This window comes from Collinsella sp. 4_8_47FAA (assembly GCF_000763055.1).
In the GTDB taxonomy this organism is placed as follows: domain Bacteria; phylum Actinomycetota; class Coriobacteriia; order Coriobacteriales; family Coriobacteriaceae; genus Collinsella.
In genome coordinates this window covers 128,295-150,992 of the sequence record NZ_KN214135.1, presented here as the reverse complement: position 1 = coordinate 150,992, position 22,698 = coordinate 128,295, and the positions used below count along the sequence as shown (strand labels likewise).

Annotated in this window: 13 protein-coding genes; 9 read left to right on the top strand and 4 right to left on the bottom strand. The window is 61.6% G+C overall.

Annotated features, from left to right (window positions below; all coding sequences use genetic code 11):
* The first annotated feature begins 8 nt into the window (after positions 1-8).
* Positions 9-1,379, top strand: coding sequence for a PTS transporter subunit EIIC (locus HMPREF9463_RS03995; RefSeq protein WP_035137792.1), 1,371 nt, complete (start codon positions 9-11; stop codon positions 1,377-1,379).
* A 126-nt stretch (positions 1,380-1,505) separates the two neighbouring features.
* Here HMPREF9463_RS03995 and HMPREF9463_RS03990 read toward each other — a convergent pair whose 3' ends face one another.
* Positions 1,506-3,647: a YgiQ family radical SAM protein gene (locus tag HMPREF9463_RS03990; RefSeq protein ID WP_232219747.1), complete on the bottom strand. Its 2,142-nt coding sequence runs from the start codon at positions 3,645-3,647 to the stop codon at positions 1,506-1,508.
* 253 nt (positions 3,648-3,900) lie between these two features.
* Between HMPREF9463_RS03990 and HMPREF9463_RS03985 the strand changes: the two genes are divergently transcribed.
* The 3 genes from HMPREF9463_RS03985 to HMPREF9463_RS03975 all read left to right on the top strand — a co-directional run bounded on the left by HMPREF9463_RS03985 (position 3,901) and on the right by HMPREF9463_RS03975 (position 7,597).
* Positions 3,901-4,617 (top strand): YoaK family protein, encoded by a 717-nt coding sequence (locus tag HMPREF9463_RS03985; RefSeq protein ID WP_052044066.1) that lies wholly within the window; start codon positions 3,901-3,903, stop codon positions 4,615-4,617.
* Positions 4,618-4,782: 165 nt separating this feature from the next.
* Positions 4,783-5,949, top strand: a complete 1,167-nt coding sequence (gene fucO, locus HMPREF9463_RS03980) for a lactaldehyde reductase (RefSeq protein ID WP_035137361.1) — start codon at positions 4,783-4,785, stop codon at positions 5,947-5,949.
* Between the two features lie 604 nt (positions 5,950-6,553).
* Positions 6,554-7,597, top strand: a complete 1,044-nt coding sequence (locus HMPREF9463_RS03975) for a M42 family metallopeptidase (RefSeq protein ID WP_035137360.1) — start codon at positions 6,554-6,556, stop codon at positions 7,595-7,597.
* Between the two features lie 136 nt (positions 7,598-7,733).
* On the opposite strand, the gene mnmA is transcribed toward HMPREF9463_RS03975, so the two are convergent.
* Together mnmA and cysK are read right to left on the bottom strand one after the other, a co-directional pair.
* Positions 7,734-8,957 carry a tRNA 2-thiouridine(34) synthase MnmA gene (mnmA, locus tag HMPREF9463_RS03970; protein ID WP_255360341.1) on the bottom strand — a complete coding sequence of 408 codons (1,224 nt, stop codon included), beginning with the start codon at positions 8,955-8,957 and terminating at the stop codon, positions 7,734-7,736.
* Positions 8,958-9,014: 57 nt separating this feature from the next.
* The gene (gene cysK / locus HMPREF9463_RS03965) at positions 9,015-9,953 is read right to left on the bottom strand and encodes a cysteine synthase A (protein ID WP_035137359.1); all 939 of its coding nucleotides are present in this window, start codon (positions 9,951-9,953) and stop codon (positions 9,015-9,017) included.
* 253 nt (positions 9,954-10,206) lie between these two features.
* Here cysK and HMPREF9463_RS03960 point away from each other — a divergent pair, with 253 nt between their 5' ends.
* Positions 10,207-10,635 (top strand): RrF2 family transcriptional regulator, encoded by a 429-nt coding sequence (locus tag HMPREF9463_RS03960; protein ID WP_022094857.1) that lies wholly within the window; start codon positions 10,207-10,209, stop codon positions 10,633-10,635.
* Positions 10,636-10,776: 141 nt separating this feature from the next.
* On the opposite strand, the gene HMPREF9463_RS03955 is transcribed toward HMPREF9463_RS03960, so the two are convergent.
* On the bottom strand, positions 10,777-11,142 hold the full coding sequence (locus HMPREF9463_RS03955) for a phage holin family protein (RefSeq protein ID WP_035137358.1): 366 nt from the start codon (positions 11,140-11,142) through the stop codon (positions 10,777-10,779).
* A gap of 324 nt (positions 11,143-11,466) precedes the next feature.
* Between HMPREF9463_RS03955 and HMPREF9463_RS03950 the strand changes: the two genes are divergently transcribed.
* The 4 genes from HMPREF9463_RS03950 (at position 11,467) to dnaE (ending at position 22,665) form a co-directional block, all read left to right on the top strand.
* Positions 11,467-11,766 carry a YerC/YecD family TrpR-related protein gene (locus HMPREF9463_RS03950; protein WP_022094855.1) on the top strand — a complete coding sequence of 100 codons (300 nt, stop codon included), beginning with the start codon at positions 11,467-11,469 and terminating at the stop codon, positions 11,764-11,766.
* Between the two features lie 184 nt (positions 11,767-11,950).
* Positions 11,951-15,049, top strand: coding sequence for a PD-(D/E)XK nuclease family protein (locus tag HMPREF9463_RS03945; protein WP_035137357.1), 3,099 nt, complete (start codon positions 11,951-11,953; stop codon positions 15,047-15,049).
* Positions 15,050-15,052: 3 nt separating this feature from the next.
* Positions 15,053-18,685: a UvrD-helicase domain-containing protein gene (locus HMPREF9463_RS03940; protein WP_035137356.1), complete on the top strand. Its 3,633-nt coding sequence runs from the start codon at positions 15,053-15,055 to the stop codon at positions 18,683-18,685.
* 176 nt (positions 18,686-18,861) lie between these two features.
* A complete protein-coding gene (gene dnaE, locus HMPREF9463_RS03935; RefSeq protein WP_035137355.1) occupies positions 18,862-22,665 on the top strand; it encodes a DNA polymerase III subunit alpha in 3,804 nt (1,267 codons plus the stop codon).
* The last annotated feature ends 33 nt before the right edge of the window (positions 22,666-22,698 follow it).

Genomic DNA, 22,698 nt, shown 5'->3' with positions numbered 1-22,698 from the left:
TGATTGTCGTGGCAGACAAGAAGGAACTGGCCGCTTGTGTCCTCGAGCTCGTGGGCGGCGCCGATAACGTTGTTATGGCAACGCACTGCATTACAAGGCTCAGATTCAACCTGAAGGACGATAGCAAGGCAGACCTGGAGGCCCTTAAGACGCTTGACGGCGCCTTGGGCGCGCAGGTTAAAGACGGACAGTGGCAAGTTATCATCGGCGCCAGCGTGGGGTCGGTATATGACGAATTGGAGCCCATGCTAGGTGACAGGATGGGTGGCGAGGTCTCCGCCGACGCCGAGCAGCCTGAGCTCCAAAAAGGTTCGGCTCGCGTATTCGATATCATCACCGGCATCTTTTCCGCTATCATTCCCGCACTGGTGGCGGGAGGCATCGTAAAGGGCATCCTGGCTGCTATCGCGGCTTTTGGAATCGACACGGGTGCCGGCGACTTTGCGATATTCAATATGATTTCGGATATCCCGTTCTACTTCTTGCCGTTTTTGCTGGCAATGTCTACAGCTGATAAGTTCCGGGTCAACCGTTCGCTTGCGCTTTGTGTTGCCGGATCGCTGATGTACCCGACCATTGTCAACGCTGTCGGTACGGGCGAGACGCCCCTTGCGCTGTTCGGTTTTGCGGTGCCGATTTTTAGCTACGCCGATTCCGTGTTCCCGGTTATCTTTGGCGTCATTGGCTTGTCTTTTGTATATCGTGCAATCGACAAAGTCGTGCCGGATCTTTTTAAGCTCGTTGTCGTTCCGGCGCTCTCCCTTGCTATCGTGATTCCCGTCAACCTGTTTGTGCTCGCTCCGATTGGTGCCTGGTGCGGTCTTGGTCTTGCCAACGGTATCGTTTGGCTATTCTCGACGTTAGGCCCCGTTGCCGGTTTTCTGCTGGGCTTCTTTATGCCGCTTATCGTGCTCTTCGGCATGCATCAGTCAACGAGCCCTATCCAGATTTCCAATATCGCAACGCTTGGGTATGACTATCTGCTCCCGATCTCTTTCTGCCATAACCTCGCCGAAAGCGGTGCGTCTTTTGGTGCAGCCCTGCGCATGACCGACGAAAAGCTCAAGTCCGCTGCAATGACGTGCGCCTTCTCAGCATTTATGGGAATTTCCGAGCCCGCCTTGTTTACCGTTCAGGTTCCTAACAGGACTCCGCTTATCGCTGCGATGATCGCGGATGGCATTGGCGGTGCGCTTACCGTTGTTCTCGGCGCAAAGTGCTTCGGCTTTGTTATGCCCGGCATTACCTCGTTGCCCGTTTATGCCGATCCAAGCGGCAATCCCATGAACCTGATCATGATTGTCGTCTGCATCGCTTTGACTTGGGTTATTTCCGCGACGCTCTCGTTTGCGCTCTATGGTCGTTTTGACAAAAAGTAACGACGTTTTGAGATAGACAATATTAATCGGCCGTTCGCCGGGGAATCGTTCTGCGACGCCCCGGCGAGCGGCATTTTATTGGTGGGGCGTGTCGTGTCGCCAACGGCGGCATGCCGCCTCGCCGCGCTAGTTGCGTCTGCCGCCTCCGTTGGCGCCCTGTCGTCCCTGGGCCGCGCGGTTGCGGCCTGCGGTGTTCTGCGCACGCGACATGCCGCCGTGGCCCTTGCTGCCCTTAGGCCCCTTGCCAGCACCGCTAGCACCGCCGTGTGCCTTGCCGCCCTTCTTGCCGGTGCCATGCCCACCGCCAGCAGACGTCTCGCCCGGGCGCGGCGGTACGGGACGGATCAGGCAATGCTTGGTGTAGCCGATCAGGTCACGACGCCCGGCCTTTTCCAATGCCTCGCGCACAAGCTTGTAGTTCTCGGGCTTGCGATACTGGATGAGCGCGCGCTGCATGGCCTTTTCGTGCGGGTCGCGCGCCACATAGATCGGCTCCATGGTGCGCGGGTCTACGCCGGTGTAGTACATGCAGGTCGACATGGTGGACGGCGTGGGGTAGAAGTCCTGCACCTGCTCGGGCATATAGCCCATGTCGCGCACGGCCTCGGCGAGGTCCACGGCCTCCTTCATCGTCGATCCGGGGTGGCTCGAGATCAGATACGGCACCACGTACTGCTTAAGGCCGTATTCACGGTTCAAGCGCTCAAATTTGCGACAGAACGCGTCGTAGACGGCGCGGCTCGGCTTGCCCATTACGGAGAGCACCGCGTCGCTTACGTGCTCGGGTGCCACGCGTAGCTGGCCCGAGACATGGTGCTCCAGCAACTCGCGCAAAAACTCGTCCGAGGCATCGGCCATGGTGTAGTCAAAGCGGATGCCGCTGCGGACAAAGACCTTTTTGACGCCCGGCAGCTGGCGCAGGTCGCGCAGCAGCTGCGTGTAGCCGCTCTCGTCGACCACCATGTTCTTGCACACGCTCGGCCACAGGCAGCGCTTGTTCTTGCACACGCCGTGCTTGAGCTGCTTGTCGCAGGCCGGGCGGCTAAAGTTGGCCGTCGGCCCGCCCACGTCGTTGATATAGCCCTTAAACTCGGGGTCGTGCGTGAGCAGCTCGGCCTCGCGCATGATCGAATCGTGGCTGCGCATCTGCAACACGCGACCCTGGTGGAAGGTGAGGGCGCAAAACGAGCACTCGCCAAAACAGCCGCGGTTGGAGCTAATCGAAAACTTGATCTCGGCAAAGGCCGGCACGCCGCCTGCCGCATCGTAGTCGGGATGCCAGTCACGTGCGTAGGGGAGTTCGGCCACCTCGTCCATCTCGTCGGTGGTGAGCGTCGCCGACGGTGGGTTCTGCACCACATAGACGCTGTTGGGATAGGGCTCTACCAGACGATGTCCGGTGATGGGGTCCATATTCTGCTGCTGCACGTTAAAGCTGCGCGCGTAGTTGAGCTTATCGGCGGCAAGGTCGTCCCAACTGGGCAGCAGGTCGTAGTCGTAGACCTCGTCGAGCGAGCCCGTGCGGTAAACGGTGCCGTTGATATAGGTGATCTGATCGATGGGCAGTCCCGCGTCGAGCGCGTCGGCGATCTCGACGATTGCGTGCTCGCCCATGCCGTAGATGAGGATGTCGGCGCCCGAGTCGAGCAGCACCGAGCGCTTGAGTTTGTCCTGCCAGTAGTCGTAGTGGGCCAGGCGGCGCAGGCTCGCCTCGATGCCGCCGATGATGATGGGAGCATCCTTGAACGTCTGGCGGATGAGATTTCCGTAGACCGTGACGGCTCGGTTGGGACGGCGCCCCTCCTCGCCACCGGGGGTATAGGCGTCGGTGTGGCGGCGGTGCTTGGTCACCGAATAGTGGTTGACCATGGAGTCCATGTTGCCAGCACTGACCAAAAAGCCCAGGCGCGGCTCGCCGAGCACGGTGATGCTGGCGGGGTCGGTCCAGTCGGGCTGGCAGATGATGCCCACTTTGTAGCCGTGCGCGTCGAGTACGCGGCTGACGATGGCCATGCCAAAGCTGGGGTGGTCCACGTAGGCGTCGCCGCAGATGTAGACAAAGTCGCACTGGTCCCAGCCGCGCGCGTCCATATCGGCGCGGCTGACGGGGAGGAACTTGTCGCGGCCCGGACGCCAGGGGCGTGTGGGCGCTGCTGGGGCATGCGTGGTGTGCCCACCCTGCGCCTTGCCGCCGCGCTTTTGCTGCTGGCCCTGTTTGCCCTGCTGGTTGCGCTGGTTGTTCTGAGCATGCTGAGGCTTTTTTGCCACGATCCCTCCCGGTGTCTGTATGCTGCACGTAATTGTAACCAGTCTTTTTGGGACGGGGCTAAAAAGACTGGGGGAGTACATGAGCTGGGGGATCGGCGCGTCGATACGGGGATCGTTTGTTTCCAGACTGTGTATCTGCGCGTTGGAGAACCCGTCTCGCGCGCACGCCATGTTGTCAATGGGTTACAGTATGAACGGCGGTTATGTTTCCGCCAACGCACGAGAGAGTCGTCAACAAGGAGGATGCACGACGATGCAGCGTGCCAAACAGATATCGGAGTCTATTGAGCTGGGCATCATCTTGGCGCTCGCCGGTGGCTTTATGGACGTGTATTCGTACATTGGGCGCGACCATGTTTTCGCCAACGCGCAGACGGGCAACATCCTGCTCGTGGGTGTAAGCATCTCGGAGGGCAACTGGCAGCTGGCGGGACGCTATTTCTTCCCCGTGGTGTCGTTTGCCGTGGGCATTATGCTTGCCGACCTGGTTCACGAGCGGTTCGGCAGCGTGATTCACTGGCGCCAGGTGACGGTGTTTTTTGAAGCCGTCATCTTGCTGGGCGTGAGCTTTATCCCCGGTGGCGGTTACAACCTGCTCGCCAACTGCCTCACTTCGTTTGCCTGCGGTATGCAGGTCGAGAGCTTCCGCAAGATTCACGGTCACGGTATCGCTACGACCATGTGCATCGGCAACTTGCGCAACGCGCTGCAAAACGTGGACGATTACATCATCACCCACAGGCGCGGCTTTTTGGAAAACGGCCTGCTGTACTTTGGCGTGATCTTTATCTTTGTGTTTGGCGCCGTGTTGGGCAACTGGTGTATTGAGCGCATGGGCCTGCATGCCATCGTCGTGGCGAGCTTGCTGCTGTTTGTCGCGTTTGCCATCATGTTCATCGACCGCGAGCGCGACTTGCGCTTACGCTGGAAGGTTGCGGCCGAGGCTTGGAAAGAGGGCTGCCGAAAGTAACCGAATGCGGCAAAGGGGCTGTCCCTTTGCCGCAATATTTTTCATCATCTGTTGAAACGCTTTAACAATTTTGACGTTCTCACGCGTTTTTCGTTTCAAAATCGTTAGGATGGGACTCATAGCGTGGGGCGTAATGGATGCCCCGCACACGATGGGAGGCTATCAATGGCTAATCGTTTCGTTCTCAATACCATCTCTTATCATGGTTCCGGCGCCATCAAGGAGATCCCCGGCGAGCTCCAGCGTCGCGGCTACAAGAAGATTTTCGTCTGCTCCGATCCCGATCTGGTCAAGTTTGGCGTTACCGCCAAGGTGACCGACGAGCTCGACGCCGCCGGCATCGCTTGGAGCCTCTACTCCGAGATCAAGCCCAACCCCACCATCCAGAACGTCAAGGACGGCGTCGAGGCCTTCAAGGCCGCCGAGGCTGACGCTATCGTGACCATCGGCGGCGGCTCCTCCATGGACACCGCTAAGGCCATCGGCATCATCATCAACAACCCCGAGTTCGCCGATGTCCGCAGCCTCGAGGGCGTTGCTCCCACTAAGAACCACGCCGTGTTCACCATCGCCGTGCCGACGACCGCCGGTACCGCCGCCGAGGTGACCATCAACTACGTCATCACCGACCCCGAGAAGGTCCGCAAGTTCGTGTGCGTCGACACCAACGACGCCCCCGAGGTCGCCGTCGTCGACCCCGACATGATGGCTTCCATGCCCGCCGGCCTGACTGCTTCCACCGGCATGGACGCTCTGACCCACGCCATCGAGGGCTACACCACCAAGGGCGCTTGGGAGCTCTCCGACATGTTCCACTTTGAGGCCATTAAGCTGATCAGCGAGAACCTGCGCGACTCCGTCGCCGAGGCCAAGTCCGGCCAGCCCGGCTCCGGCCGTGAGGGCATGGCTCTTGGTCAGTATGTCGCCGGCATGGGCTTCTCCAATGTTGGCCTGGGCATCGACCACGCCATGGCTCACACCCTGTCCGCTCACTACGATACCCCGCACGGCGTCGCTTGCGCCATGCTGCTGCCGATCGCCATGGAGTTCAACAAGCCGGTTTGCGCTGAGCGCCTGGCCAAGGTTGCCGTTGCCATGGGTGTTGACACCACGGGCATGAGCACCGCCGAGGCCGCCGATGCCGCTATCGCCGCCGTCAAGCAGCTTTCCGCCGACGTGAATATCCCGCACGTCTGCGAGGCCATGAAGGCTGACGAGATCGAGGTCCTGGCCAAGGACGCCATGGCCGACGCTTGCTTCCCGGGTAACCCGCGCGAGGCGACGCTCGACGACGTCATTGAGCTCTTCAAGAAGATCTGCCCGGCTGCCTAGCCCAGTTTGGTGGTCCTTCGCCCGTAGGTGTATGGTCTTTTGACGTGCCGCTGGCCCCGCCGTGCTACGCACGGCGGGGCTTTTTGTGCTGCGTCGATGCCCTGAGACGGACAAAACCAAGGCGTACTGCCCGCTGCGGATAGGTGGTGCACTTCCCTGCGTGCATTTTTGGGAGTATTCAACAAGCTCTTAAAAATGCATAACGTTGTGAATGGGCGGTAGTGATCCGCAGGCGCCCATCGACAGCCATTGTGGGCGGGCTATCGATGGGTGGAGGGGGTTGTTACTGAGTTTCTGCTTTGCGACGACCTGCAACACTGCTGTAACCGCGTCGTTTTGTCGTTCGTGATGGGGCCGTTGGGGCCCACGGTGCTGAATACTCCGTTTTTTGCACGGTCCAAGGTGGGGCACCCTGAGACGAAGCAAAAAGATGCCTCATTTCTATGCAAATACCAATAGGATTTATGCAAGATTGAGATTGTAAACCGTGCACGTGCACAAAACCGGTGCGGGGACGTCTGGAGGCGGCTCGGCTCCTGGGGCATTGCACGTGCAGAACGGTTAAAATCGGGACTCGGTCTTAGTTTTACTTGGAAGGATGCATATGACTTCTAATATTGATGCTTCTCTAGAGGAGACGCTCTCCTATATCGCAGGACAGCTTAAGACGCTGACTTCTATTGCTTCGCCTACCGGCTATACCCGTGCGGCGACTGATTATCTGATGGAGACCCTGCGCGATATGGGGTTTGGGCCTGAGCGTTCTAATAAGGGTAACGTGCTCGTTGAGCTTGGCGGCGAGGGCGAGCCGCTCGTACTGGCGAGCCATGTCGATACCCTAGGCGCCATGGTGCGTTCCATTAAGGACAATGGCCGCCTGCGCCCCACGACGCTCGGTGGGCATCAGTGGTCTACGGCCGATGGCGAGAACTGCACCGTCTACACGCGCGACGGCAATGTCTACACGGGCGTGGTTCTTAACACCGAGCCTTCGGCGCACGTGGCCGACGAGCCGGTCAAGACCATCGAGAAGAACATGGAGATCTTGCTCGACGAGAACGTCGACAGCAAGGACGATGTGCTCGAGCTGGGTATTCAGACCGGCGACATCATCGCTATGGATCCTCGCACGACGGTGACGGAGAGCGGCTACATTAAGAGCCGCTTCCTGGATGACAAGCTATCGGCCGCCATTTTGTTGGGCTTGGCGCGTGCCGTCGCCGCTGGCGAGGTGACGCTTTCGCGTAAGGTTTCGCTGCTCTTTACCGTGTACGAGGAGGTGGGCCACGGCGGCGCCTTCGTGCCGGCCGACACGCGCGAGATGATCAGCGTTGACATGGGCTGCGTGGGCGACGACCTAGGCTGCACCGAGCACATGGTGTCGATCTGCGCCAAGGATTCGGGCGGTCCGTACAACTACGACCTGGTGACGGCGCTGTCCAATATCGCGCGCGAGCTTGAGCTCGATTACGCTATCGACGTGTATCCGCATTACGGTTCGGACGTCGAAGCCACGCTCTCTGCCGGCTACGACATTCGCCATGGTCTGATCGGCCCCGGCGTGTATGCGAGCCACAACTACGAGCGTAGCCACATGGACGGCGTGCGCAACACCTTCGAGCTCGTCCGCGCCTACGTACAGCGCTAGCGATGCAGCGGCCTCGGCTGATACGGCAGTACCGACCGAGGCCGTCCTCTCTAAGTTGCGGTGAAATAGGGACTGTTTGGCGGTTTTAAACGCTTAAACAGTCCCTATTTCACCGCAACTTATGAAGGGGATGGGACTACTTGATAGCTGCCGTAACGGTGCCGCCGCCGAGGACGATGTCGCCGTGGTAGACTACAACGGCCTGGCCGGGGGCGATGGCTCGCTGCGGCTCGTCAAAAGTCAGCAGCATTTGCCCGTCTTCGCCGCGCGTAAGGGTCGCTGCTTGGTCTTTCTGACGGTAACGGTACTTGGCGCCCACGCGAATGCCGCCGGCATTGAGTTCTGCCTCCATGCGGTCGGCAGGGGCGCTCCAGATCCAGTCGTCGGCCGTGAGTGCTGTGGCCGTTAGGTCCTCGGCCTCGCCCAGATGCACGGTGTTGTTGGCGGCATCGACGCCCGTCACATACACGGGATGCGCCATCGCGACGCCCAAGCCCTTGCGCTGGCCGATGGTATAGCGCAACGCGCCGTTATGGCGTCCGACCACGCTGCCGTCGCGCCACACAATGTCGCCCGGTGCAGCGGGATGTCCGCAGCGGCGCTCGATATAGCCCGCGTAGTCACCGTCTGGAATAAAGCAGATATCCTCGCTCTCGGCCTTTTTGGCGTTGGCAAAGCCCTGTTCGGCGGCTATGCGGCGCACGTCGCGCTCTTTGTCTAGGCCTGCCAGCGGAAAGATCGTGTGCGCCAGGCGCTCCTGCGTAAGCGAATATAAAAAGTAGCTCTGGTCCTTTTTGGGATCTTCGCCGCGATGCAGCTGCCAGGTGCCGTCTACTGTCTGGCTTGTTTTGGCGTAATGACCCGTTGCGATGTAGTCGCAGCCCATGTCCAGCGCCGCACCGAGCAACGCGCCAAACTTTATGTGGCGGTTGCAGATGATGCACGGGTTGGGCGTCAGCCCCTCCTGGTAGGCGTTCACAAAGCGCTCGATAACGCTGTGGTCGAAGGTCTGCTGCAAGTCGAGCACATGGTGGGGTATCCCCAGACGCTCGGCGACGGCCTTCGCATCGGCGATGTCGCGGTCGACCTTACTCATGCCCGTGGCGGGATCGGGCGCGGGGCAGGTGAGGCGCATGGTGGCGCCGACGCATTCGTAGCCATGGCTTTTGAGCAGGTACGCGGTCACGCTGGAATCGACGCCGCCGCTCATGGCGACGAGCACGCGCTTGTTGTGCATGGGGAGGTTCTCCTTGGTGGCATGTGGCCAAAAAAGAAAAGCGGCGCGGGAGGCTGGTTCCGCGCCGCAGACATTGTAGCAAGTTCGGGCGTCTCGTGGGACACCCTGATTGGATGGGCTCAGACTGCCGGGAGAGAGGAGACCGGCTCGTCCGTGGGCTCAACCTATGGGCGACAGGCCCTAGTCCTGGAAGAGCGCCGTGGACAGGTAGCGCTCGCCGGTGTCGGCAAGCAGGGCCACGATGGTCTTGCCCTCGTTCTCGGGGCGCTTGGCCAGCTGCAGCGCGGCCCACACGGCGGCGCCGGACGAAATGCCCACGAGCACGCCCTCCTTGTGGCCCACGGCGCGGCCGGTCGCAAAGGCGTCGTCGTTCTCGACGGGGATGATCTCGTCATAGACCTGGGTGTCGAGGACGTCGGGCACAAAGCCGGCACCGATGCCCTGGATCTTGTGCGGACCGGCCTGGCCCTTAGAAAGCACCGGCGAGGTGGCGGGCTCGACGGCGACGACCTTGATTTCGGGGTTCTGCTCCTTAAGGAACTCACCCACGCCGGTCACGGTGCCGCCGGTTCCAACGCCGGCGACGAAGATGTCGACCTCGCCGTCGGTGTCATCCCAGATCTCGGGGCCGGTCGTGGCCTTGTGGATGGCGGGGTTGGCGGGGTTCACAAACTGGCCGGCGATGATGCTGTTTGGCGTCTCCTTCTGCAGTTCCTCGGCCTTGGCGATGGCGCCCTTCATGCCCTTGGAACCGTCGGTGAGCACGAGCTGTGCGCCATATGCCTGCATAAGCTTGCGGCGTTCGACGGACATAGTCTCGGGCATGGTGATGATCACCTTGTAGCCGCGAGCCGCCGCCACCGAGGCGATGCCGACGCCGGTGTTGCCACTCGTGGGCTCGATGATGGTGTAGTCGCCGCCGCGCACGAGCTTGCCGGCCTTCTCGGCCTCGTCGATCATGTTCTTGGCGACGCGGTCTTTGACGGAGCCGGCGGGGTTGAAGTATTCCAGCTTGACGAGCACGCGGGCCTTGAGGTCCTCATCGGCCTCAAAGTGAGTGAGCTCCAGAAGCGGAGTGTGGCCGATAAGCTGATCGATGGACGTGTAAACACTGCTCATGGTGAACCTCCAAAGTGTTCAAATGACTGGATACCGTGTGGTTTTACGGTGTGTGTAGCAGCAAAACCCACAAACCTTATGGGTTGTTCGTTTTGCTGTTGGCAAGCATAGTAGACAGTAAAGCCTAGTAACGCAATAGGAAATAGAAGATTATTACGAGTCGATTAATCATCTTGACCGGAACGGGTATTTTCAAAACCAATATTTCGTCTAGAATTTCTACGGACTAAATGACCGAAAGGCAGCACTATACATGTTGGTTTCTACTAAGGGCAGATATGCCCTGCGCGTTATGGTCGATCTGGCCGAGCACCAGGCGGCCGGTCGCATCCCGCTCAAAGAGATCGCAGCGCGACAGGGGATTTCCGAGAAATATCTGGAGAACATCTTGGCTACGCTCGTGCGCGCCAATATGCTCTCGGGCATGCGCGGCAAGGGCGGTGGCTACGTGCTCACGCGCCCGCCCGAGCAGTACACGGTGGGCGAGATCCTGCGCCTGACCGAGGGTAGTCTGGCGCCGGTCGCCTGCCTGGATGGCGACTGCAAAGGCTGCTCGCGTTCGGATGAGTGCCCCACGCTTGACGTGTGGAAGAACCTTGACAAGCTCATCAACGACTACCTCGACGGTGTGACGCTCGATCAACTTGTCGCTCCCAACCATGGCTACGACTACGTCATCTAACCCACACCTGCATTTGGGGACGGGGTGGAAATGGTAGATTCTCTCGCCCTTTGAGACTTGAAAAATAAGAAGGCCGCCCATTTTTGCGATGGGCGGCCTTCGTTTTGGGCTGTTGAGACGGACACGGCCGGAATGGCCGTTTTAGTCCTCGGCGATGCTGTCGAGGATGCTGCGCGTGATGGACACCAGGATGCTGCCCATAAAGGCCGATCCAAAGCTGGCGATGGAGATGCCGACGCCCAGCAGGTTGACCGACAGGTAACTCGCGAGCTCAAGCATAAAGCTGTTGACGACAAGCTGGAAAATGCCCAGCGTAATGATCGTGAGCGGCAGCGAGATGACCGTGAGGAACGGTTTGACGAACGAATCGACAATGTTCAGGAACAGTCCCACAAAGGCAAAGCAGACCCAGGTCTCGGCAAAGCCGAAGGGTTGGATACCGGGGACGAGGAACGTGGCGATCGCGATGGCGATCGAGGTGAAGAGCCAGTTAAGCATAAAGCGCATGGCGTGAATCCTTTCTTGCGCCGGGATTGCTGACGTCGCGTGAAGCGGCTTACGGCGGCGACCTGGATGGTTGCGCGGGCGCGCCGCGGTGTTTGGGCGCCCATTGTCTCAAATATTCGTGGAGCTTACGTGCGCATACGGTTTCTAAACGGCGTTCGTCCTGAAAAACGCGCCGCTGGCAGAGAGTCTTGTCGCTTTAGTTTGGTGGTGTGCTACACTGCTACGGGCAAAAGCCACAGGCGTTGCCCTATTGCATATTACGGGTGAACGATGCCCGATGTCAGTATCAACTTCGATGCCTTTTGGCGGGTTTGGCGGTGATCGATGAATATCGAGAACATGTTTGACAAGCCTGATGTCAAGCAGCTGGTTCACGCATTTAGCCTTTTGGACGACGAGAAGGATATCCAAGCGTTTTTGACCGATATCTGCACGCCGCGCGAGATTTGCGACCTTTCTCAGCGTTTGCAGGTTGCGCGCTATTTGGACGAGGGCGAGCCTTATGTTGAGGTTCAGGCCCGTACCGGCGCTTCGTCCACCACGGTGAGCCGTGTGTCCAAGGCGCTCAACGGCGAGTACGGTGGCTACCGCAAGATCCTCATTAAGTTGGAGGATGGCGAGTAAGCCAGCGACAACATTGAATTACGAAGAACCGTCCCTCCGGGGGCGGTTTTTATATGCCTGCAATCGGCTGGTGCGTTGGGTTCAGGTTGCTTTGTGCCAAAAGATGGAACTGCGGTGGCAATGTGTCCGCTTGGGCGGGTAGGATGGATGCATTGATTATTGCGAACGGTTTGAGCGGAGGACCATGCCTGTTCGAATCTATACCACCAATGCCGGCACGGATTTGAGCGATGCCGAGGCGGCGCTGCTTGCCGACCTTATTGCCCGCCATGGACGTGCCGTTTTGCTGGCGTCTACGTTTGCCGAGCTCGATCTGTGCCGTCATGGTGCGGCGGAAGCCGGCATTTCGCTGGGTATCGACTACAAGACACCCGCATCGTGGCTTCGCTCGCTTTGGGAGCTTTTGGGCGACGGGCGCGGTTTCGTCGACAACCTGCAGCGCCAGATGTTGTTCTCGGACATGGTCACGCGTCTCGACGATGCCGACCTGCAGCCGCTTTCGCGCAGCCAGGGCACGGTGCGCATGTTTGCGCGCATGGCCCGCGATGTGCTGCCGGGTGTGGCGGGGACGGGTGCCGAACGATGCGGTGGCAACAATTGCCAGCCTGAGCCAAAAAGCGATGCCGAGGCTCGTGTGTTTGAGCTTTTGCGTGCCTACGCGGGCGGTTTGGACCGTCGAGATATGGTCGAGCCCTGCGAGGCAGCCGACATTATGGCCGGTGCCCTGGCCGATAGCCTGCCGGCGTGCGCCCACGCCGTATGCGTGCGCGGTGTCACGTCGTTTACGCACGGCCTGCTCGAGCTGCTGTCCGCCGTGGCAAACAACGGGGGAGAGATTGTCGTGCTGCTCGCCCGCGAGCAAGCGGCGATGCGTGAGGAACTGGCCACGGCCCTTGATGCCCGCGGTGTGCTGTTTGAGGTTGCACCGCTGGACGAGGATGCTGGCGCCCCCGCGACTGCTCCAAAGTCCGTCGCACGTCCTGCCTTTGTGGAAGTCGCCGGCCCCCATGCCCGTGCTCATGTCTATGTGGACGCCATCGATAAGTTGGTGAAAGCGCACAAGGAGTTCAAGGCCGATAAAGCTACTGCAACGCCCGCCGACCCCGTGCGCGTGCTCGTTGTTTCCGCCCGGGCGCCCCAGCTGTTCGGCGAACTCGCTGCCCGTCTGGCGGCGCGTCACATTGCGGCCGAGACGGCTGAGTTCACGGCGTTTTCCCAGTCCATCGCGGGTAGGCAGTTTACGGCGCTCGCCAACCTGATCGAGCGTATGAAAGCCGCCGACGAGGGCACCGCTTCCAAGACCGAGTGGTGGCCCGCTCCAGAGCTTACCGACTGGATTTATAGCCCGCTTTCGGGTGCCGACGCCGCGAGCGCCCGCGGCTTCGACAAGAACATGCGCCTGTCGCGCAGCAAGACCACTGCGGGCGTCAAGAGCCTGCTGCAGAGCGTGCAGGGCCAGGTGAGGGGCGCCCGCAAGGCTGCCAGCGAAGATAACTGGTTTAAGAACGTGCCGTGCGTGGTCTCGGACGTGTTTCAGGCGCTGTGGCGCGACAAACCCGTGACGGCGCTCAAGGCCATGCTCGCCGTTGCCGAGGCGCTGCCCGATCGCGCTCTAGGTGGCCTTGACGGCCAGGCCCGTCGCCAGGCAGAGACGGCCTTGCTGCGCCATGCCATCGACATCCTTATGAACGATGCTCACGCGCTCGACGTGTCGCAGGCCGCGACCGTGCCGGTTCTCGACGGCGTTCGAACTAAGGTGGACAAGCGCAGTACCGCATACGATTACGAGACCTACGAGGTCGATCGCACGCCACGGGCGCAAGTGCGCTTCGTGTCGCTTGCCGATGCGTCGGTTTTGCGTCCTGGCGGCTACGATGCCGTGCTGTTTGCCGATGTCGACCTGGACAGCTATCCGCTTTCGCACGAAGAGGGCCCGCTTGCCACGTTGACGGCCGAGCTGCGCCGCGACGGCGTGTCTTTGGAGCCCGCTGCCCTGTTGCGTGTGCGCTTTGGCCGTGCAATGCAGGCGGCGAGCGGTCCGGTCGCGCTCGCCCGCGTGACACACGATCGCCAGGCGCGCGAGTGCTACCCGGCAGCCGTATGGACCGAGCTGCGGGCACATGCCGAGGCCGCTGGCGCTGCCAAGCCCACGTGCGTAGGCGAGGGCGATATCATCGCCGACTTCGATCCCGCGGCAGGCGAAGGTCTCAAGCGCGAGCGCGTGACCTGTGAAGCCCCTCAGCATCTGAGTGCCGAGGCCGTGCCGTATTTGGTCCTGCGTCGCCGCGATGGCGAGGGCGAGAACGCGCCGCTCGTGCCGCGTCTGACGTCCGCCTCGCAGATTGAGGCGTACTCGACGTGCCCGCTGTGCTGGTTCGTGTCGTATCGCGTCAAGCCCCAGTCGATCGACGCGGGCTTTGGCAACATGGAGAAGGGCAACTTTGTCCACGACGTGCTGGAGCATCTGCATGCCCGTCTGCCCCAGGAGGGCATGAAGCGCGTGACGCCCGAGAATCTGCCGCGTGCACAGGGACTGCTGCACGAGGTCTTTGACGAGACCTTGGCCGAGCACGCCGGCAAGCGCGGCACGGAGGGCCCGCTGGTGCCGCTCTCTGCGGTGGAGGAGCGCCAGGTGGCCGAGATCTTGCCGCAGCTGGAGGGTGTGCTTGCCTACGAGTCCGAGGCACTTGCCCCCTTTGCCCCGCACTACCTGGAGTTCGCCTTCAACGAGCTCAAGGTCGAGTATGCCGGTTGGCCGCTTGGCGGGCGCATCGACCGCGTGGACGTGGACGCCGAGAATCGTGCCGTGGTGATCGACTACAAGCATCGCACGGGCGTTGAGGAGTTTAAGCTCGCCGACCCTACGGTGCGCGACGAGGAATCGGGCACGGCGCCCATCGACGATCCGCGCTGGTTGCCACCACATACCCAAACGCTCATCTACGCCCAGGCCATGCGCCGGGCGCTGGATTTGGACACCCGCGCGGCGCTCTACTTTTCGACCAAGGGCGGCAAGCCGGCGTTGCGCGGTGCCGCGAGCGCCGAGCTGCTCGAGGAAGAGCGCAGCGACGGTCGCATCCCGGGCCTTAAGAAAGGTTTCCCCGGCGAGGGCGGCAGCATGGACTTCGACGCCCTGCTCGATCGCGTTGAGGCCGGCATCGCCGAGCGCCTGCGCGAGCTCGAGGCAGGCAACGTTGCCGCCGTCGACCCGACGTCGGCTCAGGCCGCGCATGCGCGCTGCTCGTATAACCACGAAGGAACGTTTGTAAGGAGGGACGTGTAGACCATGGATCTTTCGACTTTGATGCCGCAACAGCTGCAGATTGTCAAAACGCTCGACCGTCCGCTGTTTGTCTCGGCGGGCGCCGGTTCGGGCAAGACCTTTACCCTCACGCGCCGCATCGTCTACGCGCTCTCGCCCGAATCAGGTCCGTTCGTTGAACATCTTGACCAGGTGCTCGCCATTACCTTTACCAAAGATGCCGCGGCCGAGATCCGTGACCGCGTGCGCCGTGCGCTTATCGACGAGGGCATGGACGAGGAAGCACTGACCGTCGACGACGCGTGGATCTCGACTATTCACGGCATGTGCTCGCGTATCCTGCGCGCGCATGCGCTGGAGCTGGGCATTGACCCCGAGTTCACGGTGCTCACCGATACCGACGAGCTCATGGATCAGGCTGTCGAGCATGTGCTGGGCCGCGCGACAGCGCCCGATGCCGCGCCCGAGCTCGCGGCATCGCTCAAGGCCCTCTATGCCTGGTATCCCATGGCGGGCGAGGGCGGTTCCTTTGGCACCGGCACGACCATCAAGGGCCTGGTGCGCGACCTGCTGGAGCTGTCGAGCCAGTTGCCGGGCGGTATGGACGACGTGTGCGTGGCGCGCGGCCAGGCCGATACCTCGGCACTCGCCGATGCCTATCGCGCGGCGCTGGGCGCAAGCAAGGCCGCGACCGAGAAGGCGCAGGTGGCGCTCGATGCCATCGACGCGTTTGAGGCGAGCGGCAAAACCATGGTCGATGCGGCGCGACTCATGATGTCGTGCGCCATGCCGCGCGCGAGCAAGGCGTTCCCCAAGGAGCAGGTCGAGCTGCTCAAGGCCGAGGCCGCCGATGCGTTTATCAATATCGTGCTTGCCTGCGGTGGTCCCGCGCTCGATGCGCTGGTGGGCCTGGCCCGTTCCGTCGAGGCCGAGTATCGCGCATTGAAGGCTGCCCAGTCCGCCCTCGATAATAACGACCTGCTGCGTATGGCCTACGAGGCCCTGCGCGATTACCCTGCCATCCGTGCTGCGTACGAGGGCCGCTTTAAGATGGTCATGATCGACGAGTTCCAAGACACCGACCAGATGCAGGTCGATTTGATTCGCTATCTGACGGGCGCGGGGGAGCGCGCGCTGTGTACCGTGGGCGATGCACAGCAGTCGATCTATCGCTTCCGCGGCGCCGAGGTCGAGGTATTCCGTCGCCAGGAGCGCAAGGTGGGCTCGTCTGCCGCGCCCGAGGCGACTGCCGTGACCGACACCCCCGCCGGCGAGCTCGTCAAGCTCGTGCGCAACTTCCGCAGCCATGACGAGGTACTGCGTTATGTGGCACGCGTCTTCGACGGCGATGACGGCGGCCTGATGCAGGGCTTTTTGGACCTTGAGGCGAGTGACGGACGCAAGGACACGCTGGTGGCAGACGCCTCGCGTCGCCAGGCCCTCTTTGTTGCCGGCGGCAGCACGCAGGAGCGCACACAGGCCAAGGCCCGTGCGATCGCCGAGCGATTCCGCGCGCTTGCCGATGCCGGCCAGCCCCAGGGCGGCATGGTGCTGCTGCTGGGCCGCATGACCAATGCCGACGTCTACGCCCAGGCCTTCCGCGACCAGGGGCTCGACTGCGTCATCGCGGGCGGCTCGGTCTTTTCCCAAGCCGCCGAGGTGCAGACGGTGCGCGCCCTGGTCTGCGCGCTCGCCAATCCGGCCGATACGGCGCAGGGCCTCATGCCGTTGCTGGCCTCGCCGATGTTTGCGCTCGGCGTCCAGGAGTTCCTGGCGCTGGCGACCAAGCTCGATAGCGAGACGGGGGAGACCTCGCGCCGCAACATCGATGCGGGCATCATGAGCGATTCCGATGCGCCGGGCCTGCAGGACCTGCCGCTCGTGACGCGCGCCCGCGAGGTGCTGCGTTATGCGCTTCGTCGTGTGGGCCGCGATTCGTTCGCCGCCATCGCGCGCGACGTGGTCAACGCTTCGGGCTGGTTTGTGCGTCTGGCGCAGCGTGGTCCCGAGGGCAAGGCCATTGCCGCCAACGTGCTCAAGGCGCTCGATGCCGTGGCCGAGGCGGAGGCCGAGTTCGGCAATTCGCCGCGTTCCATCGCGCTGGCCTTCGACCGTTTCTTGGCGGGCAAGGAGGCCCCGGGTGCCCTCAACGAGGAGGGCGACGGCGCGGTGCGCATCATGACGGTACACGCCTCCAAGGGTCTGGAATATCCGGTCGTGGCGGTCGCCGAGTGCTTTGGCGTGCGTAAGTCCTCGGGTGCGGCACAGATGGGTCGCGTCGAGGGCGGAGCGCAGGTCGTGGCACTGCCGGCACGCTTCGACGGCGTTAAGCTTGCCGACGGTACCTTTGTGAAGGGCGACGACGTCAAAAAGCAGTTTGAGCACGCGTTTAAGGGCAAGGGCACGTCGCTGTGGTTGCCGCCAGAGCTTATGGAGGACGTATGCGCGACGGGTTCTCCCGCCGAGGTATTTGCTCGCCTGCGCAACGACGACCTGCAGCTTTCGCTCGAGGAGCGGGCCCGCTTGCTCTATGTTGCCATGACGCGTGCGCGCGAGCTGGTGATCTTGGCGATGGATGCCGGCGTGAGCCGTGGCAAGGTGACGGCGCCGACCTTCGACGTCGAGACCGATCTGACCTACGATGTGCTGCGCCGTATTTTGCCGACCGACGCTCTGGACATGCCGCAGCTCGATGCCGACCGCCTGGTGTTCGACAACTCTAAGCCGGGCGACTACGAGCTCATCTCGCTGGCGGACTTTACGTTTGGCGAGCAGGCGTTTGAGGCCAACGCTTCGCTGGATGCCGAGGGCAGGCTTGTTCGTGGCGATGCCGATGCAGATGCTGCCGACGATTCGGCCAGTACAATCGTCCCCGGTCCTGCCGACCCCGAGCCCGATGCGTTTGAGCTTGTGTATCCCCAGGCGGTGGGCGTGCGCATGGGCACCTGCCCGTATCCGGAGCGCGATTCGTACAGCTACTCGTCAATTGCCGCGGCGCTGCATGCCGAGTCCGAGGACCGTGCCGCCGAGGCGCACGTGCCCATGGACGAGGCTGGCGATGATGCAGAGTCGGATGGCTCGGAGATGGCCGATGCGGACGTGGCCGTCGTTGAGCCCGCCGGCAACCCCATGGCGCTGGGCTCGGCGTTCCACGCCGCCTGCCAGTGGCTCATCGAGATGGGTGCCGACGCGTTGCCCGCTGCGCGCGCCGATGCGCTGGCGCGTCTGTGGCGCCTGACGCCGGAGCAGCGCGAACGCTTCGACGTTGCCCTGAACCGCTGGCTCAAGTCGGCTGTTCGTGCCGACCTGCTCGCGTGGCCGTGCATTCGCGCCGAGGTGCCGTTCTTTTCACTGGGCTGCGAGGACGAGGACATCGCTCGCTACGGTGCATATGCCGAAGGCGCCATCGACGCTTTGGCGACCGACCCGGCCGATCCGTTACGCGCACTGGTCATCGATTACAAGACGGGTGGCACGCCGGATGAGACGCCGGACCAGCTGCTCGAGAAGCACGCCTTGCAGGCGCGCGTCTACGCCGACGTGTTGCACAAGGCGGGCGTTGAGGCGGTGACGGTCAAGTTCGTTCGCGTGGAGCAGGCGAATCCAGCCATCTTCGTCGAACCCGCCGAACCTCAAGTAGTCACCTACAATCTCTAGCCCTCAGATAACTTGCGGTGGAATACGGGCTGTTTTGGCCAAAAAAGCCGCCAAACAGTCCGCATTTCACCGCAACTGCAAGAGGAGCCGTGTTGGTTTGGCTAGGTTCGGGTGCTGTCCGTGCCGTGCGGTAAAATCGTTCAGTCAGAACACGAACCCGCATCGGAGCTCATCACATGGCATTCGTCCATCTGCACAATCACACTGTTTTCTCCATGCTCGACGGCGCAACCCGTATCCAGGATATGGTCAATCGTGCCGTTGAACTTGGCATGCCCGCCGTGGCCATTACCGACCACGGCTACATGTATGGCGTGCCCGACCTGGCGCTGGCCTGCGACGCCGTCAATCACAACACGCCCGAGTACAAAACCTGGAGCCACGACAAGGCCTTCTTGGAAAAGGACCGCCGCGACGAGCTGGTGGAGCCCGACCCCGAGGCAAACCCGCGCGAGCATGCCCAGTACGTCAAAGACATGGCCATGTGGGACGAGAAGGGCAACATCGACGAGCTCAAACCGCCCCTGGTCATCAAGCCCATCTTTGGCTGCGAGGTCTACTTTACGCCGGACGAGACCCTTGCCCGCGACCACAAGCCCGAGCTCTACCACATGATCCTTCTGGCCAAGGATCAGGAGGGCTACGTCAACCTAATGCAGACGGTCTCCGAGGCCGCCGTGCAGGGCTTTTACTACAAGCCGCGCGTGACGCTCGACAACCTGCGCCGCCATGCCAAGGGCATGATCTGCACGAGCGCCTGTATCGCGGGCATCATCCCCAAATACATCGACCGCGGCGACATGGAAGGCGCCATCAAGTGGGCCGAGACCTTCCGTGATACCTTCGAGCCCGGTGACTTCTACATCGAGATCCAGGAACACGGCATCACCACCGACAACGGCCTGACTGACGAGCAGATGGACCGCACGCTCATCGATATCGCCAAGCAGGTGGGCGTCAAGGTCATCGCCACCAACGACTTCCACTACCTGCGCCGCGAGGATGCGCCCGTGCAGGACGTCATCATGTGTATTGGCATGAACGCCAAGGTCGATGACCCCAACCGCATGCGCATGACCGGCTCGGAGTTTTACATGAAGACCGAGGAGGAGATGCGGGCGATGTTCCCGTATTGCCCCGAGGCCTGCGACAACACGCTCGAGATCGCCGACAAGTGCTACGTTGAGCTGGACTGGGACTCTATCATCCTGCCGCGCTTTCCGTTGCTCGATCCCGGCGAGACGCACGAGAGCCAGTTCCGCCGTGAGTGCGAGAAGGGCCTGCGCCAGCACTATGGCGACGACTGGGCCACGCGCGAGATCGGTGGCGTCAACATCAAAGAGCGCTTTGAGTACGAATACAAGGTCATCTGCGACAAGGGCTTTGCCGCCTACTTTTTGATCGTTGCCGAGTACGTGCAATGGGCCAAGGACAACGGCATCGGCGTCGGCCCTGGCCGTGGCTCGGCCGCCGGCGCTATCGTCGCCTACGCCATGAACATCACCGCGTTCGACCCGCTCGAGAACGGCCTGATGTTCGAGAGGTTCCTGTCCCCGCAGCGTACCGAGATGCCCGATATCGATATGGACTTCGACGATGAGCGGCGCCTCGAGGTCGTGGAACACGTTCGCCAGCTCTACGGTCCCGAGAAGGTCACCCACGTCATCACCTACTCGACCATCAAGGCCAAGCAGGCCATCAACGACGCCGCGCGCGTCCTGGACTACCCGGTCTACATGGGCCAGCGCCTGTCCAAGATGGTCTCGAGCGATCCCAAGGTCAAGCTCAAGCAGGTGCTCGACAAGCAGCCCGGCAAAGAGGATCTGTTTAACCCCGACTTTGCCGAGGCCTATAAAAAGGATGACGACGCCCGCCGTATCATCGACACGGCGCTCTCGATCGAGGGCCTCACCCGTGGCGAGGGTGTGCACGCGTGCGCCGTCCTGATCTGCCGCGATCCCGTCAACGAGCATGTGCCCACCAAGCTCGATACCAAGGGCGGCGTCGAGATTACCCAGTACGAGGGCCATACCGTTGCCGACATGGGCCTGCTCAAGATGGACTTCCTGGGCCTGCGCACGCTGACGGTTATCTCCAAGGCTAAGGCAAACATCAAAAAGAATTTCGGCATCGACATCAAAGAGGAAGAGATTCCCTTTGACGACCCCGAGATCTTTAAGCTCATGGGCTCCGGTCACACCGCCGGCGTCTTCCAGGTCGAGTCCGCCGGCATGACGGCCACGATCAAGAATATGAAGCCCACCGAGTACAAGCACGTTGTGGCATTGATCGCTCTATACCGCCCGGGCCCGCTGGGTGCCGGCATGGTTTCGTCCTACATCAACCGTATGAACGGCAAGGAGCCGGCCGTCTCCTACGACGACCGCCTGGACGACATCCTGGGCGAAACCTACGGCACCATGGTCTACCAGGAGCAGGTTATGCTCATCTCCGTTGAGATGTGCGGCTTCTCCAAGGGCGAATCGGACTCGCGTATCCGTAAGCCCGTGGCTAAGAAAAAGATCAAGCTGCTCACGTCGACGGTGCTCCACTGGGAGGATGGCTCGGACGAGACCACCTACGACCACTGGATGAACGGCGCCATCAAGAACAACTACACGCGCGAGGTCGCCCAGAAGATTTGGGACGATGTTCTCGAGTTCGCGTCCTACGCCTTCAACAAGTCGCACTCCGCCGGCTACGCCATTCTGGTTATGCAGACGGCATGGCTTAAGGCGCACTATCCGCACGAGTACATGGCGGCCGTTCTGACGTCCTACACGGGCAAGACCGACAAGATCGTTCACTACGTCTCGGCATGCCGTTACGACGGCATCCCCGTGCTTTCGCCAGATGTCAACGAGTCCGGCACCGAGTTCACGGCTACCAAGGAAGGCGTGCGCTTTGGCCTGGCCGGCATCCGCGGCGTGGGCACCGGCGTGGCGCAGGCGATTATCGCCGAGCGCGAGGCGGGCGGTCCGTTTAAGACGCTGCACGACTTTGTCGAGCGCGTGGACTCGAGCCAGGCCAACCGTCGCGTGATCGAATCGCTCATCAAGGCAGGCGCTTTCGACTCCACGGGGTATCCGCGTCGCCAGATGATGCACTTCGTGGACAAGAACAACCCCGAGAACATCATCGATGCAGCGGTAAAGCGCCAGAAAGATCGCGCGAGCGGCCAGACGTCGTTCTTCGATATGTTTGGCGACGTTGAGGGCTCGGGCTTTGAGGTGAGCGTGCCCGATCCGGATGGCCAGGAGTGGGACCGCCACCTTAAGTTGAGCCAGGAGAAGGAGGTTCTGGGCATCTATGTCTCGGACCACCCGCTGCGCCCGTTTGAGTATGCACTAGCCAAGGCACGCGACTTCTCGTTCTCGCAGATCGATACCGGCTACGAGGTGCAAAACCCCACGGGCGGTACCATCAACCAGGAGATTCCCGAGGGCAAGGCGCTGTGGTGGGCCGGCATGGTCTCGAGCGTGTCCAAGCGCGTGACCAAAAACGGCGACCCCATGGGTATTGTGCAGCTCGAGGACATGGAAGGCGAGGCCACGGTCGTGGTGTTCCCCAAGACCTACAAAGAGGCCGAGGGATACCTGTACGGCGAGGTCGATCCCGAGACCGGTGCGCAGCTGTCTGATGCGTTTGTTCGCATTAAGGGCAAGCTCGAGCGTTCGGACCGCGGCGACCAGATCATCGCGCAGGAGATCGTGCCGCTTGAGCTTAACGAGGAGAACAACAAGCCCAAGGTGTTTGAGGTCATGGTGCCCAACAGCCGCTTTAGCCAGGGCAATATGGCGCGTCTTGCCACGGTGCTTACCGCAAACCCGGGCGGCGACCGCGTGGAGATCTTTATCGAGCAGGTGGACGGGCGCGTACTGCGTGCCGAGGTGCCGGCCAAGGTCAACGCACGCTCGATTCCGCTGCTGGCAGAGGCAAAGGCGATTGTGGGTAACCAAGGCAGAGTGACGGTAATTTAAGGACGGCGTTGGCGGGGTAGCTAATTTGGGACG